The sequence below is a fragment of the Acinetobacter sp. GW821-FHT09D10 genome, assembly GCF_059416285.1.
The window spans coordinates 84,478-101,162 of record NZ_JBWKOW010000002.1 but is presented as its reverse complement, the minus strand read 5'-3'; the positions used below and the strand labels follow the sequence as shown (position 1 = coordinate 101,162).

At 40.0% G+C, this 16,685-nt stretch carries 15 protein-coding genes; 9 read left to right on the top strand and 6 right to left on the bottom strand.

Features of this window, described 5'->3' with window-relative positions; translation table 11 throughout:
* Window positions 1–8: 8 nt before the first annotated feature.
* On the bottom strand, window positions 9–1,586 hold the full coding sequence (gene gshA / locus AC07M3_RS07145) for a glutamate--cysteine ligase (RefSeq protein ID WP_199989231.1): 1,578 nt from the start codon (window positions 1,584–1,586) through the stop codon (window positions 9–11).
* 168 nt (window positions 1,587–1,754) lie between these two features.
* Between gshA and AC07M3_RS07140 the strand changes: the two genes are divergently transcribed.
* The 5 genes from AC07M3_RS07140 (at window position 1,755) to AC07M3_RS07120 (ending at window position 6,897) form a co-directional block, all read left to right on the top strand.
* A complete protein-coding gene (locus AC07M3_RS07140; RefSeq protein ID WP_348948458.1) occupies window positions 1,755–2,294 on the top strand; it encodes a DUF924 family protein in 540 nt (179 codons plus the stop codon).
* A 59-nt stretch (window positions 2,295–2,353) separates the two neighbouring features.
* Window positions 2,354–2,917 carry a CC0125/CC1285 family lipoprotein gene (locus tag AC07M3_RS07135; protein WP_494567073.1) on the top strand — a complete coding sequence of 188 codons (564 nt, stop codon included), beginning with the start codon at window positions 2,354–2,356 and terminating at the stop codon, window positions 2,915–2,917.
* A gap of 13 nt (window positions 2,918–2,930) precedes the next feature.
* Entirely contained in the window at window positions 2,931–4,241 is a 1,311-nt protein-coding gene (locus AC07M3_RS07130; protein WP_198078368.1) for a DUF445 domain-containing protein, read from the top strand.
* Window positions 4,242–4,268: 27 nt separating this feature from the next.
* Window positions 4,269–5,423 (top strand): pyridoxal phosphate-dependent aminotransferase, encoded by a 1,155-nt coding sequence (locus AC07M3_RS07125; protein WP_494567074.1) that lies wholly within the window; start codon window positions 4,269–4,271, stop codon window positions 5,421–5,423.
* A gap of 106 nt (window positions 5,424–5,529) precedes the next feature.
* Window positions 5,530–6,897 (top strand): MATE family efflux transporter, encoded by a 1,368-nt coding sequence (locus AC07M3_RS07120; RefSeq protein ID WP_494567075.1) that lies wholly within the window; start codon window positions 5,530–5,532, stop codon window positions 6,895–6,897.
* 57 nt (window positions 6,898–6,954) lie between these two features.
* Here AC07M3_RS07120 and AC07M3_RS07115 read toward each other — a convergent pair whose 3' ends face one another.
* Window positions 6,955–7,788, bottom strand: a complete 834-nt coding sequence (locus AC07M3_RS07115) for an SDR family NAD(P)-dependent oxidoreductase (RefSeq protein ID WP_005044336.1) — start codon at window positions 7,786–7,788, stop codon at window positions 6,955–6,957.
* 212 nt (window positions 7,789–8,000) lie between these two features.
* Here AC07M3_RS07115 and AC07M3_RS07110 point away from each other — a divergent pair, with 212 nt between their 5' ends.
* The 3 genes from AC07M3_RS07110 (at window position 8,001) to phoR (ending at window position 11,005) form a co-directional block, all read left to right on the top strand.
* Window positions 8,001–8,672, top strand: coding sequence for a TetR/AcrR family transcriptional regulator (locus AC07M3_RS07110; RefSeq protein WP_494567076.1), 672 nt, complete (start codon window positions 8,001–8,003; stop codon window positions 8,670–8,672).
* Window positions 8,673–8,926: 254 nt separating this feature from the next.
* Window positions 8,927–9,637, top strand: coding sequence for a phosphate regulon transcriptional regulator PhoB (gene phoB / locus AC07M3_RS07105; protein WP_003654166.1), 711 nt, complete (start codon window positions 8,927–8,929; stop codon window positions 9,635–9,637).
* Window positions 9,638–9,646: 9 nt separating this feature from the next.
* Window positions 9,647–11,005, top strand: coding sequence for a phosphate regulon sensor histidine kinase PhoR (gene phoR / locus AC07M3_RS07100; protein ID WP_003654168.1), 1,359 nt, complete (start codon window positions 9,647–9,649; stop codon window positions 11,003–11,005).
* Between the two features lie 67 nt (window positions 11,006–11,072).
* Here the strand turns inward: phoR and AC07M3_RS07095 are convergent, their stop codons facing one another.
* Window positions 11,073–12,269, bottom strand: coding sequence for an alpha/beta fold hydrolase (locus AC07M3_RS07095; protein WP_494567077.1), 1,197 nt, complete (start codon window positions 12,267–12,269; stop codon window positions 11,073–11,075).
* 243 nt (window positions 12,270–12,512) lie between these two features.
* On the opposite strand from AC07M3_RS07095, the gene AC07M3_RS07090 reads away from it, so the two are divergent.
* Window positions 12,513–13,274: an AcfC family putative adhesin gene (locus AC07M3_RS07090; protein ID WP_494567078.1), complete on the top strand. Its 762-nt coding sequence runs from the start codon at window positions 12,513–12,515 to the stop codon at window positions 13,272–13,274.
* 25 nt (window positions 13,275–13,299) lie between these two features.
* Here AC07M3_RS07090 and AC07M3_RS07085 read toward each other — a convergent pair whose 3' ends face one another.
* From AC07M3_RS07085 to AC07M3_RS07075, 3 genes are all read right to left on the bottom strand, one after another.
* Window positions 13,300–14,520, bottom strand: coding sequence for an acetamidase/formamidase family protein (locus tag AC07M3_RS07085; RefSeq protein WP_494567079.1), 1,221 nt, complete (start codon window positions 14,518–14,520; stop codon window positions 13,300–13,302).
* 429 nt (window positions 14,521–14,949) lie between these two features.
* Window positions 14,950–15,801, bottom strand: coding sequence for an archaetidylserine decarboxylase (gene asd, locus AC07M3_RS07080; RefSeq protein ID WP_198078362.1), 852 nt, complete (start codon window positions 15,799–15,801; stop codon window positions 14,950–14,952).
* Window positions 15,798–16,646 (bottom strand): sulfurtransferase, encoded by an 849-nt coding sequence (locus tag AC07M3_RS07075; RefSeq protein ID WP_494567080.1) that lies wholly within the window; start codon window positions 16,644–16,646, stop codon window positions 15,798–15,800. The genes asd and AC07M3_RS07075 overlap by 4 nt, the downstream gene beginning before the upstream one ends.
* Between the last annotated feature and the right edge of the window lie 39 nt (window positions 16,647–16,685).

Here is a 16,685-nt window from a genome sequence, read left to right as displayed (position 1 = left end):
TCATTTTATTATCGATATTGTTCAAGATATTGGTCAAAACTGACCTGAGTATCTTGCTCAAGTTGTTCTTGCTGCTGTAAAGATTGTGCAGCCAATTGCTCAAAATGTTTCAAGGTTTCCACACTAAGCTCATGCTGTTCATAACTTTCAGCATGTAACTGGGCCATGTGGCTACCAAAACTCCAAGTTCCACCATGCTTTAACGTATCGTCAATCACATGGGCTGACAAAGTTTCATCAACTTCATCAATTCGGGCTTGCATGATCGCTAATGCAGAACCATACAGCTCTGTTGCATAGGTCTGATCGAGTAACTGCGCACAATCTTGCATTTGAGCAATATACAAACGTGCCCAATCTTCGATGTGATAAGACCCGTTTAAATCTGTAATAGTTGCATTTGGCGCTCGGCCACGATTCACCACTTCAGTCTGGTTCTTTTCAATCAAATCTTGCTCAGGGCCTAACAGCTCTGGGCTATCACTTAACAAGCAATAAAGTGCTAACACTTCAAGGAAGCCAGCTGTCGTTTCATCAACGCCAATTGACGAATATGGGTTTACATCAACAGCACGTAGTTCAACATAACCCACTCCTCGATTTTTCAAGGCTTGAGACGGCGTTTCACCCGCTTGAGGCACCTGTTTTGGACGTACGAGACTGTAATATTCATTCTCGATCTGCAAAACATGATCATTAATTTGCAACGGCTCACCAGCAGCATCATTTAACCCTAAACGGCTAAATGGTGGGTAAGGAGAATGAACAGCTTTTTGTAAACCATCCAAATAGCCACATAAATTGTTGTAATGAATACCTAAGCTTTTTTGGGCTGAGTTTTGATAGCCCAATCGCCCCATACGTAAAGCTGTAGCATACGGTAAATAGTATGAACCTTTGATTAAAGGCAACAACTGATGTTTATGTCCGGTCAAGAAACAACGACATACCGTTGGGCTTGCACCCACCAAAAACATAACCAGTGGCGTTAAACGGATAAAATTACGAATAAGACCAAAATAACGATGGCTACGATAATCCTGCAAACTTAATGATTTTAATTGTTCGTCAGTTTCATGAGCCTGCAACTCAGCAAAAAGCGTATCTGGAAAAGATAAATTGTAATGCACACCTGAAATCGTCTGCATACGACGACCATAACGTATTCCTAACCCACGACGGTATAGTGTTTTAAAACGACCAATATTAGAAGTGCCATATTGCGCTAGACGAATTCGTTCTTCATTGTCATCTAACATACATGGCATAGAAAGGGGCCAAAGTTTTTCACCATTTTCTAAATGACGATGCACAACCGCATGGATATCGGTGAGCTCATGTAAAGCTTCACCAATCGTTGGCTTTGGAGAGGTAATAAACTCCATCAATGCTTCTGAATAATCAGTCGTAATTTGCGGATGTGTTAAAGCTGAACCTAATGCTTTTGGATGTAACTCTTGCGATAAGAACCCATTACTTTGCATACGTAGGCTTTCACGCTCTATTCCACGTAACATGCCTTGTAGTAGCGACGAATCCACCCAAGCAGGAATAACTGATTGAGATGGTGTAGTGGGTTGACTCATGCATTTGCTCGCTTATTAAAGATCACTATATACAAAATCGTGAGATGATACGGTTACTTATATAATCACATCATTCCAGTTTGGCAATTTTTATCACAATCTTGTTATTTAAGACACGAAAGAATTGTGATTTTATTGAAGAATAATTGCTAAAGAGTTGTCAATATCATGAACGATCAAGACATTTTAAACTTCTGGTTTTCACCTGAACACCGTTCACTTTGGTTTGCAAAAAGTGATGATTTTGACAAAAAAATTTGTGAAAATTTTTCTGACGTTCATCGACAGGCAACTCAAGCAGAACTCTGGTCTTGGCGAAAAACGGCTGAAGGCCGTCTGGCAGAGATTATTGTACTAGACCAGTTTTCTCGCAACATTTATCGTGATCAACCACAATCTTTTGCTTACGACAGCTTGGCATTAGCTTTGGCACAAGAAGCCATTAGCTTGCAATTAGATGCACAGCTTAATCCAGAGCAACGCTCTTTTTTATATATGCCGTTTATGCATAGTGAATCAAAATTGATCCATGAGTTTGCCTTGAAACTCTTTCAACGCCTCGGCAATGAAATTAATTTAAGTTTTGAGAAAAAGCATAAAGTCATTATTGATCGCTTTGGGCGCTATCCTCATCGCAATGCGATTCTAGGACGTGTCTCTACTCCAGAGGAAACCGAATTTTTATTAGAACCAAACAGTAGTTTCTAAAACTTCTTAATTTTTAACGCTGAGTCATTTATTTTTTAATGCTTAGCTGGGAGTTCATCATGAAATATCTCTCTCTTTGTTTAGCCTTAGGTACTGCCTTAACTCTAACTGCTTGTGCAACAACGCCAAGTAAACCAAGAACCTTTGATCAGCTTGGTCAGTTTTCAGCATATCCTTTAAATGCCCAAACTTTTCGGATTAGTTTTCAAGCCGACCCGAATATGAGTTATGGCGCAGCTGAAGAAATCACTTTGATAAAATCAGCACAAACGACGGTACAAAAAGGCTTCCGCTTTTTTAAAGTGCAAAATGACCCAAGTAATCAAAGCCAGAAACCACCACGTCAGGCTGTGGTTTATCCATCAGCTCCAAGCTTTTACCCATATGGTTATGGTCGTCGCTACCCAGGTTTCTGGCATGATCCGTTCTATGATTACCCACAAGTGGTCAATATCGATCCTGTTCAAGTGTCGTATACTATTGAATGTTATCGGGATCAGAAGCAGGCTCCTCAGGATGCTTTTGATGCAACCTTGATCTTGAAATCAATCGGACAAAAATATGGATTGAGTCCGACAGGAGAGCTGTTGCCACCGCCTGAGCCTCCAGTAAAACAAAAATGAATAGGATAAATTTATGAACATGGCAGAAGAAGTCCACCACGTGCCCAGTCTAAAACGTAGCAAATATTTTGCTACTCTGGCGCTTATTATTGTCGTTGTGCTGTGGATTGCACTGATGGTAGCCGACCGTTTTCTGCCAGAGTACACAGGTTTTATTCATATTTTAATGTTAGGGGCAGAAGCTGGTGTAGTCGGTGGTTTAGCCGACTGGTACGCGATTACAGTTCTGTTTCGGAACCCATTTGGTAAGTTACCGATTCCTAAGTTTTTACGCGACCACACCGAGATTATTCCACGCAACAAAGCACGCATTGCAGAGTCAATGGGCCGTTTTGTACAGGAAAATTTTCTTTCGCCTCAAGTGGTAGAACGAAGCTTAGAAAAAACTGACTTAAGCCTCGCAATTGGTCAATGGTTAGCAAGTCCACAAAACAATACGCAAGTGGTACAGCTTATTCAGCAAACTGTTCCGAAAATTTTTGAGTTTGTTAGCCAAGATCAAATTGCCAACTTTGTGCAAAACAATAGTGTGCAATGGGTGCGTAATACCGAAGTCAATAAACTCGCAAGTGAAATGCTCCGCGCAGTATTGGAAAATGATTTCCACCAAGACGTTTTACAGCGTGGTCTCGATATCGCCCATGAGTGGGTGGTACAAAACCCAGATAAAACCCGTGAGTTAACCCGAAAAATGTTTAAAGCGCTGGGTGTCTGGTCCCTTGCAAAAGGTGCAAGCTGGATTGGCATTGATGTTCAACAACGCACCATCGACTCACTCGTTGAAAAAGTAGAATCAATGTTGGCAGACCCTGAACACCCATGGCGACAGGAAATTGAAACCATTGCCCATTCGCTCATGCTTGAGCTAGCAAAACCAGACAGTGCTGCCAGCCAACGCCTAAACAGCGGTAAAGATGCCCTTTTAGACAGCCCTCAAGTCCTAAATTTCATCAGTGGTGCCGTCACCATTTTGTGTGATGCCATTAAAGAAGATTTAATGAAAAAAGACTCAGGTATTGCAATGAACCTTCGGGCTGCTATTCAGCAACTGGGTGAAAATCTTGTTCAAAATGCCAAAGTACGTGAAGTGTTGAACAAAGAAATGACAGGACTTGCGCTGAATTTTACAGACCAATATAGCCATAAAATCATCCGCTATGTGAGCGAACGCATTCATGAATGGGATTCGCGCGAAATGATCGGAAAAATTGAAAACGAAGTCGGTGGCGACTTACATATGATCCGTGTGAACGGCGTTGTAGTCGGGGCATTTATTGGTTTAACACTCGGTGTAATTCGGGCAGTGATTGAATCAATTTTATAACTTTAAATATTTTTATAAGAGAACAATATGCTACAGCTTCAGTCAAAATTGGCCACTCAAGGCGTGACGATTTTCAGTACGATGACAGCAATGGCACATCGACTAGGTGCACTCAACCTGTCACAAGGTTTTCCAGATTTTCCGGCACCACAGGCCTTACTGGAAGCCTTATCTCAGGCGACTTTGGCTGGGCATAATCAATACCTACCTGGCGATGGTATTCTCGCTTTACGTGAACAGCTTGCTTTACAATTTAAGCAACGTGACCAACTTCAACTAGATCCTGTAACGCAAATTACCATTACGCCCGGCGCAACCATTGCAATTTTTTGTGCCATACAGGCATGCATTAATGCGGGCGATGAAGTCATTATTTTTGACCCAAGTTACGACAGTTATGGTCCTTCCGTGCAGTTAGCTGGTGGTAAAGCCATTCATATCGCTCTTGAAGCACCCGACTTTAAGGTGAACTGGCAACAGGTTAAAAATCTGATTAACGATAAAACTCGAATGATTGTGGTGAATACTCCCCATAATCCAACAGGCACAATCTGGGATAAACAGGATTGGTTAGAACTCATTGAGCTGATTCAAGATAAAAACATTGTGATTTTATCTGATGAAGTCTATGAACACTTGGTCTTTGATGGTCAACAACACTTCAGCGCATTACATTTTCCAGAGCTCAGAGAGCGTAGTTTTGTGATCGGTTCTTTTGGAAAAACCTTTCATGTAACAGGCTGGAAAACAGGTTATTGCGTCGCTTCACCTGAGTTAATGCGTTTATTCCGCCAAATTTACCAATATGCGAATTTCTGTGGCACGACACCTTGTCAGATTGCCCTAGCGCAATATATGGAGCAACATCCAGAACATATTCAAGAGCTTCCACAGTTCTACCAAACTAAGCGAGATCATTTTAATCAGGCGATTCACCATAGCCGTTTCTTGCTAAAACCGTCTCAAGGTACTTATTTCCAAAATCTTGATTACAGTCAAATTAGACCCGACTTAAACGATGTTGAAATGTGCCAGTTTCTAGCAGAACAACATAAGATTGTGGCTATTCCGGTTTCGGTTTTCTACAAGCAAGCGCCAGAGTCTTTGCGTTTGATTCGTTTCTGCTTTGCTAAAAATGATGAGACATTACAAAAAGCAGGAGAAATTCTGAATCAATGTTAATAAATTTAGCCACTTAGCATAGTAAAAACACTACAAGCCATTGGCTCTAACTATGCTAAGTTGGATATCTGCCCCGCTCATCAAAGAGATGGGCGATGGAGAATGCATGCCACCAAGACAGTCTTTAATTCACCAGCAAAATCTATGGAAAACATTTTTTGTTTTCTTGCTGCCCCTGATTGCAACCAATATTTTGCAAAACTTGTCCGGAACTATTAACACCATCTTTGTTGGTCAAATGATGGGAGTAGATGCAATTGCTGCCGTCTCTGTTTTTTTCCCTATTTTATTTTTGCTGCTCGCTTTTATTATCGGGATTTCAACAGGTACGACTGTTTTAGTAGGGCAAGCATGGGGCGCGCAAAATATTGAAAAAGTCCAAAGTGTGGTGGGTTCTACCCTCTTTATGACACTGATTGGTGGAGTAATTACCGCGATTATTGGTGTGTTTTTTGCCCATGATATTTTAGAGTTATTGGGAACTGACCCCAAGGTGATGCATCTCTCTTTGCCTTATGTGCAATGGATGCTGGCAGGCAGCCCGCTTCTGTTTGTTTATATTATCTATACTTCAATTTTACGTGGTGTAGGCGACAGTACTACGCCTTTACTTGCCCTTGCTTTAACTAGCGTCATTGGTTTAGTGATTACCCCGATATTGCTTAAAGGTTATTTTGGCTTACCCGCTCTAGGGATTATTGCTCCAGCAATTGCCACCATAACAGGATATGTGGCTATCTTAATTTTTCTTGCCATCTACTTAAACAAGAAAAAGCATCCGCTTAGACCGAATCGTCAGCTTCTGCAACATATCCGTCACAATCCAGAACTGAGCAAAATCATTTTACGCTTAGGTGTGCCGACTGGTATTCAAATGATTACGACTTCTATGGCCGGCTTGGTTATTGTCGGGTTGGTTAACCGCTATGGCTCACATGCCACAGCAGCGTATGGCGCGGTAAATCAGGTGCTCAATTACATTCAGTTCCCTGCAATCTCTATTTCAATTGCGGCTTCGATTTTTGCAGCCCAAGCAATTGGTGCCGGTAAATCTGACTTGTTATCTCGTGTGACTCGTACTGCCCTAGGCATGAACTTTTTATTTACGGGTGCCTTAATTGCACTTGGCTATCTATTTTCAAAATATTTAATGGCTTTATTCATTACCGACCCAACTGTCGTCGTGTTAGGCCAGCAACTTTTATTTATTGTGCTTTGGGCAATTTTATTCTTTGGTGCGGGTGCCATTTTTGCATCGATCATGCGTGCCAGTGGAACTGTGACTGTCCCGATGCTCATTAATATTTCTGCTATTTTATTTATTGAAATTCCATGTGCTTACTGGTTTAGCTCAATGTGGGGGCTTAAAGGAATCTGGGTTGCCTATGCCTTGGCATTTGTGAGTTTATGTATTATTCAAGGGCTCTATTATCAATTCATCTGGAAGAAAAAGAAGATCAAAGTTCTCATTTAGAACCAATCAATTCTTATAAAAAAAGCCATCATTTGATGGCTTTTTTTGACTTTAAAATTATTTCATTAACTTGGTCACAATGGTAGAAGCACGTTGATACCCAGTTGGGAATACACGCTGGAATGCATCAAGAATTTTTGCATCACTACCAATCAATAAACGACGTTTATTTTTTAATACTGCTTGTAAAATTTGACGAGCCGCCTCTTCAGGTGGAGTACGTAATAACTTGTCAAAATTTTGAATCGATTTAGTCGGGTCCATACCCAAACTATTCAAGCTATCACTCATTTTTGCAGATTTAGCAATATTAGTGCGGATTCCACCCGGATGTACACACAAAGAGCTTACGCCACTTTTTTCAATATCTAACTCTTGGCGCAATGACTCGGTAAAACCACGCACAGCAAATTTAGTCGCGTTATAAGCAGATTGAGTCGGTTGAGCGGTTAAACCAAATAGGCTTGAAATATTAATAATATGGCCATCTTGCGTTTGCTTAATGAACGGTAAGAACTCTTTCGTTCCGTACACTACACCCCAGAAGTTAATCCCAACAATCCACTCTAAATCTTCGTAGGTCGCACCTTCAACAGTAGAGCCTAATGCAACGCCAGCGTTGTTGAAAATCAGGTTAACTGACCCATGATCTTGAACAGTTTCTTGGGCCCACTGCTTTACCGCTTCACGGTCAGAAACATCAAGCTTTTTGGTCGTCACAGTAATCGTGCTATACGGTTTTAAAAGTTCAACGGTTTGCTGTAATCCCTTCTCATTAATATCACTCAACGAAAGATGGCAGCCTTGTTTTGCCAAAAGAATTGCGAGTTGTTGCCCAATGCCAGAACCTGCGCCCGTAATTGCAGCGACTTTGTTTTTAAAATTTTTCATTGTCCATCCTTTGTTTTTCGATATTTGCACAATCGGTTCATTGCATGTGCAGCTTAGACATCTTTAATATAATTTTGACAATATACATTGTCAATATAGTACACTGTAATTTCAGATAGAATGGCACAATTCTGCTGAGAGCTTTATCATAGTGAGCATATTTGGCTAAAACCTATAAATTAGGAAACCATTCTTTAGGAAACGACTTATTTATGGCGACAAACGACTCAACCAGTAAAAAGAAAACAAAAACTGTGAGTAAAGAACGTCAGTTCAAAGGGTTATCTCTATCTGAACGTAAAGAGGCACGCCGAGAAAAACTGATTGAAGCTGGCATTGCGACTTATGGAACACTCGGCTTTTTTTCCGTGACGGTTAAGGATGTCTGCCAAGAGGCAAAACTCACAGAACGCTATTTCTATGAATCATTTAAGAAGAGTGAAGATTTATTTCAAACCATCTTTTTAAAAATGATTGAAGAATTGCAGCAAAACCTGATGCAAGCTGTCATTAAAGCGACACCAGATCCAGAAAAAATGGTCGATGCTGGGTTAAGGGCACTGCTGACGACATTAAAAAACGACCCGAGATTAGCTCGCATTGTCTATGTTGACGCAGTTCTGGTACAAGAATTACATAATCAGGCCACCATTCAAGAAACTCTTGCACAGTTTGATCGAATGATTCAGGCCTTTGTTATGTTGACCATGCCGCAAATCCAACACAACGAAAATGAGCTCTCTCTAATCGCGACAGGCTTAAATGGATATGTCACTCAAATTGCAATTCGATGGGTCATGGGAGGCTTTGAGCAGTCTCTTGAACAGGTTTTAACCGCATGCCGCATTGTTTTCTTATCTTTATTGGCCAAGGTTTCAAAATAATATTAAAGTTTTTTGACACTCTCAAATGTGCAAAACCCGTTAAGCTTTGAAGGTGATAAGTTATTGAATGATTTTAAGAATATTTAAGCTTTCATGTCATCATTCGGTCACACCTTTGCCTTACTTTTGTCACAAATTATTGCTAAATTCAATTTTATAGACTTTTCTGCAATGAAATTGTCATAATTAATCTTTGTAATAAGCCTGTCATAACTACAAAACGGTTCACCGTTAAATCTATAGGATATTGCGCTGTGAAAGATGACTATATTTTAATTGTCGATGATGAGCTTCCTATTCGTGAAATGATCCATACTTCTTTGGACATGGCAGGCTTTCAATGTTTGCAGGCAGAAGATGCCAAACAGGCTCATCAAATTATCGTCGACCAACGTCCGGCGCTTATTTTGCTCGATTGGATGTTACCTGGAGGCGTAAGTGGTGTCGATTTATGTCGCCGCTTAAAACGTGATGAAAACTTAGCAGAAATTCCAGTAATTATGCTTACCGCTCGCGGAGAAGAAGACCACAAAGTACAAGGTCTTGATGCTGGCGCAGATGATTACATGACGAAGCCTTTCTCAACACGTGAACTGGTTTCACGTATTAAAGCGGTTCTGCGTCGTGCAAATGCATTAAGTGGCGAAAAAATGATTGACGCCAATGGTTTAATTCTTGATCCTGTGAGCCAACGTGTCAGCTTTGGCGACAGCATTTTAGATATGGGCCCAACTGAATATCGCTTACTTGCGTTTTTTATGACCCATCCAGAGCGTGCATATACACGTGCCCAGTTGCTCGATCAGGTCTGGGGCGGTAATGTATATATCGAAGATCGAACTATCGATGTGCACATCCGTCGTTTGCGTAAAGTTTTAGAACCTTTTGGTGTTGACCGATTTGTTCAGACCGTGCGTGGAACTGGCTACCGTTTCTCAACACGTGCAGATTTAGCCGCAGGTTAACCAAGATTTATGTATGAACCCTACCCCGTCCCCGAACAGGTACGTGAACAAAAGCTTTCCCGCTACAGTAGTTTATGGACGTTTGCCAAACAAGATTTACGGCTTTTATTATTTTTTATAATTATTGCCGGTTTAGTCGGTTTAGGCCTTGGGTATTTCTGGAGCTGTATTTTTATCGCCTTTGTGGTGTTTTTTACACTCCAATTGCGTTCGCTTTATCTGGTCAATGACTGGATTGCAAATAAACCTTATGACGTTCCTCCAAATCTAAACGGGATTTGGGGAGCGTTATTGTTTAATGTTTACCGTGCCCAGCGTCAGGAACGAATCGTTCAAGCAGAAATGGTCGGTTTAATTGATCGCGCTCAGTCTTCTTTAGTGGCGCTTGCCGAAGCTGTTGTCCTCATTGATGATCAACATAAAATTGAATGGTGGAACCCTGCTGCTGAACGTTTGTTGGGTATCAGCCCTCTCGACCGTGGTCGAAATTTATTAACGATTTTACGCCAGCCGACCTTTATTGAATATTTTAACAATATTGATCAAGCACCCGATGGTATTAAACTACAGTCGAGTTTTGACGATGACCGATATGTACAGGTCAAGCTCACACGATTTGGTGGAGAAAGCCGTTTATTGGTGGCTTACGACGTTACTCGTATGCACAACCTTGAGCAAATGCGTAAAGACTTTGTAGATAATATCTCTCATGAACTTCGTACACCATTAACTGTACTGAGTGGTTATATCGAGACATTTACCGATCAAGAAGATATTAGTCCACGCTGGAAACGTGCGTTTGATCAAATGCAGTCACAAACCAAACGTATGAATGCTTTGGTGAATGATTTACTACTGTTATCGAATTTAGAAAATAATAAGAAAATTGCAAAAAATCAGATTATTGAAATGCCGAGTTTAATGAATCAACTCTTTGATGATGCTCAGGCCTACAATGCCGATTATGGACATACACTCAATTTACATATTGATAGTCACTGTGACCTGATTGGTTCTGACATGGAAATCGCCAGCGCGTTTAGTAACTTAATTACCAATGCCATCAAATACACGCCAAAAGGTGGAACGATTACTATTGGCTGGCATGACGACGGTGAACATGCCTACTTTAGTGTACAAGATACAGGCATTGGAATTAATCCGAAACATTTACCACGTCTGACTGAACGCTTCTATCGTGTTGACAGCGACCGTAGTCGTCAAACAGGCGGTACAGGTTTAGGTTTAGCCATTGTGAAGCATGTATTGATGCAACATGGCGCTTATTTAGATGTCCAGTCTAAAGAAAATGAAGGTTCAACTTTTACAGTGGTTTTTCCTAAAGAAAGACTATATAACATGGCTTAAAGTTATCTCCCTTCAAATATAAAAAGCCGACTCATAAAAAGTCGGCTTTTTTAGCATTTAAACCAATTTACTTAGAAGTCGAGCAATAGGATTGACTTTGGTTTTTCTCTATTACATTTAAAAAGTTAGTAGCAAAAGTATTGCTCTGGCGTAGTGCATCACGATGATCTCCGCCATCAATCGTTTGATATATCGTTGGTTTTTTTAATTTACATAGCTGTTGATAATAGGCATATGTCCCCCTCGGGTCGACTAAATGATCTTTAGAACCCTGAACAATCATTAACGGTACGGTAGGTACCATATTTTCAATCGATTGTTGTTTTAGATAAGCCAAGAGAGGTTTTAAATCAGCATCAGGTCGAAATATGCTAGACGGAGATTTCTTTAAATCAGTTTGAAGTTCAGATAAACAGCGGCTGCGCGCTTGTGTCAGCACCGTGTTCATTTCTGGACTGACTAAATTCTCAGGAACTATGCTCGGCTCTGCTGCTTGTGCTCCTAATAGCACAATCGGGAAGAAAGCAGCTACGCTAGGTTCTGGGTTTGGATGACTCTGCACATATTCTGCAATATCTTCATATTGATAGCCACCCGGAGCAAGAGCTATCGCGCCTTTTAGATCTAGTTCAGGTGCATCTTTTTGACCATAGGCAGACACTGCAATTGCCGCAGCTCCGCCTTGGCTATGCCCCATCACCAACCACTGTTTATTAAAGCTCTTGGGTTTAAGTAGATGCAATGCACGTACTGCATCGACCACCGTATGCAATTGGCTCTTTGCATTCATATATGGATGCGCGCCTAATGTACCTAAACCCTGATAATCAGGTGCGACAACTGCATAGCCACGTGCAAGCCAACTATCTAAGGCTTTTGAGGCAACTTCTTGATATGAATGAACTGGTCCACCCACATAATCACCCGAAGGCGCACAAGTATCGGCGACTCCAGTCGTACCATGTGCCCAAGCGAGTATAGGCCAGCCATTTTTTGGAGGGGTGCCTTTGGGTAATAAAATAAAAGCCGATGCAACAATAGGTTCGCCCTGAATACCTCGACTACGATAATTTACCAACAAGCGCTGATCTGCATGAGGAAATAAATCCGTCACAGCTTGCTGTTCGAGAGACAGTATTGAACCCGGTTTTTCGCTCACAATTTGCTTATTCAAATCTGTAATTGGAGCAGCCATAGCAGCACCAGTCACTAAACAAGCACTGCTAAATAAAATTTTAAAAAAAGAATTACTTTTTCTAATCAAGGGATTACTCCTCTATTATTTACATTATATCTATCTAAATCATCAATTTATAAAATCTAAACTACCATAAAACTATCTATATTTATATTCAATTCAAACTAAATTACATTTATATATAACCACTTAAAATTTAATTAAAATATATTTTAAAGAAAAGTATTATAAATATCGTTGCAAAAATTAATCCAATTTAAATAGTAAAAAATATATGCTGATATTTTCTTAATTACTATAGCTATGAAAATGTCAAAACAATATAAATTTATACAGTACCTGATTTACCTTACTCTCTGTTCTCTACCGATTTATAGCTTTGCAGATATTCAGGTATATGGTCCTGGCGGGCCAGCGCCCGCCATGAAAGAAGCAGCCAAACAATTCACTAATAAAACTGGAATAGCTGTCCATGTGACATCTGGTCCTACTTCTCAATGGTCTGACCAAGCTAAATTAGATGCCGATATTATATATAGTGGTTCCGAAGCCATGATGTCTGATTTCGAAAATGCTTTTTCTGCACAAATTATAAAAGACTCGGTGGAACCTTTATATTTACGTCCTGCAGCCATTTTAGTGAGAAAAGGAAATCCTAAAAATATTAAAGGATTTAAAGATCTAGCCAAATCCAACATTAAGGTTTTGGTTACGCATGGTGCAGATCAAGTTGGTATGTGGGAGGATATTGCGGGTAGAACTGGAAATATTCAATTAACCAAATCTTTCCGAAAAAATATTGCCACCTATGCAGTCAATACAGGTATTGCCAAGAAAAACTGGGAAGAAAATAGTAGCTACGATGCTTGGTTAGTCTTTAATATCTGGGGAATCAGTAACCCAGATGTTGGACAAATTATACCTATAGAGAAAGAACTAGTTGTCTATCGCGATACAGGTGTTGCTTTAACAAAGCATAGTTTAAAAGATGCTGAAGCTAAACGCTTTGTAGAGTTTTTATCGTCTCAGCAAGGCAATACTATTTTCAAAAAATATGGTTGGACTAAATAAAAAAGGGAGCTTGGCTCCCTTTTTATTATTTACTCTCAAACTCTTTAAAATCAGCTTTTCTGATTTTTGCATGGATCCCTTTAGTTTTATCTACAACTTGTGAAACTTCAAAATCAGTTGCGGCACTTAAATACGCATAAGCCGTTGCTTCATCAATACCGTATTCTTGGTTTAAGAAACGGATGGCTTCACGTGTAGATTTTTTCATGGCTTCATCTAAATCTTCATCAAGTCCCGGCGTAATCCAAAACTCAGCATTTTCAGCTAAAGGTTGTTTTAACTCTTTGCCCGGTATTTTGTCTTTACCGGCCTTGAGCAAGGTAAATTTTAGTGTCGCACGTGCTGAAGCTTCTAGTGCAGTTAATGCTACTTCACCGTCCCCTTGCGCGAAATGACTATCACCCGTATAGAATAATGCGCCTTTGACCTGAACAGGATAATAGGCTGTTGAACCTGCGCCTAGTTCATTAATATCAATATTTCCGCCATACATCGCAGGTGGTACAGAGTGAACAGGCTCAGAAGTATTGGCTGCTACACCCATAATTCCCATAAAAGGATACAGCGGGAAACGTATTGATTTACCCGATTCTGTTTTTAATACACCTTCATATTCACCTTTAGCATTTTTTTCAATTGGTGTGAAAATTGAGACATTTCCATAGCGTTCAGGGTGCTCAGCTGATGCATTTTCTTGCTTTGCTTTTTTAGGAAATTCCCCCACTAAAGCACCTTTACCATGCCGATTTGAAATAACACCATAAGGTACACGCGGCTCAACTTTAAGTACTTCAACTTTCAAAATATCACCGGGCTGTGCGCCTTCAATTGCAACGGGACCTGTCACAATATGTGGACCATCTTTATGAAAATCATGCTTTAAATTTGACTGCGTAATTGTTTTTGCATCTTCCAATATTTCATTAGATTTTACACCTTTTGATTGAAAGAACTTTTCAGCATTACGCCCTTGATCTTCAAGCAAACCTTCATGAGAAACCGTATCAAATGTCACAACACTACCCGACGGAACAGTAAGTACGGGTTTGGCTTCCCGATTCGGTAAATAGCCCCATGTAATGGTATTTAAAGTAGATGGAACGTAATAATTACCTTTATATTCGCCACTTTGAAGTTGAGTAGGCTGTTTTGAAATTTGATTTAAAACTTTAAAATCATTGGCATGGCTGAGTGAAATACAAAGTACAGATAAAACCGAAGCTGTCAGACGTTTAACTTTTAACATGATTTCAGAACCTAAAAAATATGAAAATTACAGTAAGGTCCTGAATAGTTAGCAAGCATTGTGCCAAGGCTAAAGGCTGTGTAATATCTAAAAAGCGCTTCATATTTATAAAATTAAATAATTTTTTTATATTTAATAACTTATCTGCAAGTAAAATAAAAATTACGACTTAAGTCTAACTTAAGTATTTCTTTCTATTTTTATTTATTAATTTTCAATCATATTAATATTTCTGCTCTCTTCAGACACATATTTATAGGCTAGTTCATATAACGTCCTATTTCAGATCACTTAATAATAATTATATTTCCATATAATATAAATCCAGACATAGTTATATATTTTGCTTTTATATAATTTAAATCAAAAAATAAACCCTGAATAATTAAACTCAGGGTTTACTTATCTTATAGGGGGTTATATCGCTTACTAAACTGTATGTCCCATACGCTCGCCCATTACAACTACAGACTCAGCTTTAAAACGTTGTTCCCATTCGATCTTATCTTTTTCAAATAAAATAACTGCCGTAGAACCTAAATAAAAACGTCCAAGTTCGGCACCTTTTTCCAGCTTCAACTGATGATGCTGTAATTCGATACGACCTGAAGGTTTCACTTTACCTGTTGCCACAGTTTCAATACCCGCAACAATCATTGCACCCACTAAAACAACAGCCATACGGCCAAGTTCAGTATCAAACAAACACACCATGCGTTCATTACGGGCAAATAGTCCCGGTACATTTTCAGCAGTCACCTGATTTACCGAAAATAGCTCACCCGGTACATACAAAGTTTCAGTTAATGTACCTGCAAACGGCATATGTACACGGTGGTAATCGCGTGGAGATAGATAGACTGTCGCGAACTCACCTTCTTGAAATGGCTGAGCAAGTTGTGGGTCGCCAATGAGTTTCTCTACAGAGAAGCTTTGGCCTTTTGCTTGAAATACTTCACCCGCAGCAATTTTACCAATCTGAGAAATTGCGCCATCAGCAGGTGACACGATGCTATCTGCATTTTCGTCAACCAGACGAACACCATCTTTCAAAGCACGAGTAAAAAAGTCATTAAAAGATTTATATTTTAGTGCGTTGCCTTGTTCAGCAATCGATAAATCAATACCGTATTTAGTTTTAAATGCATGAATAACAGCAGTTTTCACAACTGGATTTTCACTCGCAGCAACTTTACCAACCACACGGCTCAATTGATGCTGTGGTACAAGGTTTTGTGCCTTAATAAATAATTCTTTTTTTAATCGAGATGTGAAACTCACGACGGTGATTCTCCAGTAATAATAGGACTATCGAGGCGATTGCCCCATTCACTCCACGCACCATCATAGGCTTTTGCTTCCCAGCCCAAGAGTCTAGCCAAAATATAGGCCAAACCGGAACGGTGATGTGACTGGCAGTACACAACTACAGGTTGCTGTAAATCGAACCCAAGTTGTTCAAGGCGCTGCCGCGTGCGTTCAAGCGGATGCAATTTTAGATGATTTTGTCGATTAAGTGCAGTACTCCATTCAAAATGGAGGGCATTTGGAATGTGACCGCCGCGTCGCGCTGCTAAACGGACCCCACTATATTCATCACTCGTCCGGCAATCCCACAATTGAACATTTTCTTGTTCGACTTGTTTGCGTAGTTCTTCGTAGTTCACTCGGAACTGAGCAGCATGCGATAAATCAATCTGGATTAAATTATCAACCCGAGGAAGTTCTTCAACGTCGGCAGTGGTTGGCAATCCTGCTCCTAACCACGCATGAATACCACCATTAATTAAACTGGTACGGGTAAATCCTAAGCAATGCAAATTCCAGATTAAACGCCCAGCCCATGCTCCACCTTCATCGTCATAGACCACCACATGATGATTAGGTGAAATATTCAATTTCTCAATCAGTGCTTGTAAACCTGCTTCATCTGGCAAAATGCCAGTGGCTTCTTCGTGTTGAGACACTAACCATTTAGGCTTTAAGTGAATTGCGTGCGGGATATGGAGTTGCTCATAAACAGAAGCACGGCTCAAATCTACAATGCGAATATATTCATTGCCTAAATAAGGCACTAATTCTTCTGCTTCTATTAATAAATCGAGTTTAAAATCCGGGAGTGTCATCGTCATGGTTTCTTTTTATACCAGCTTAATTTCATATTA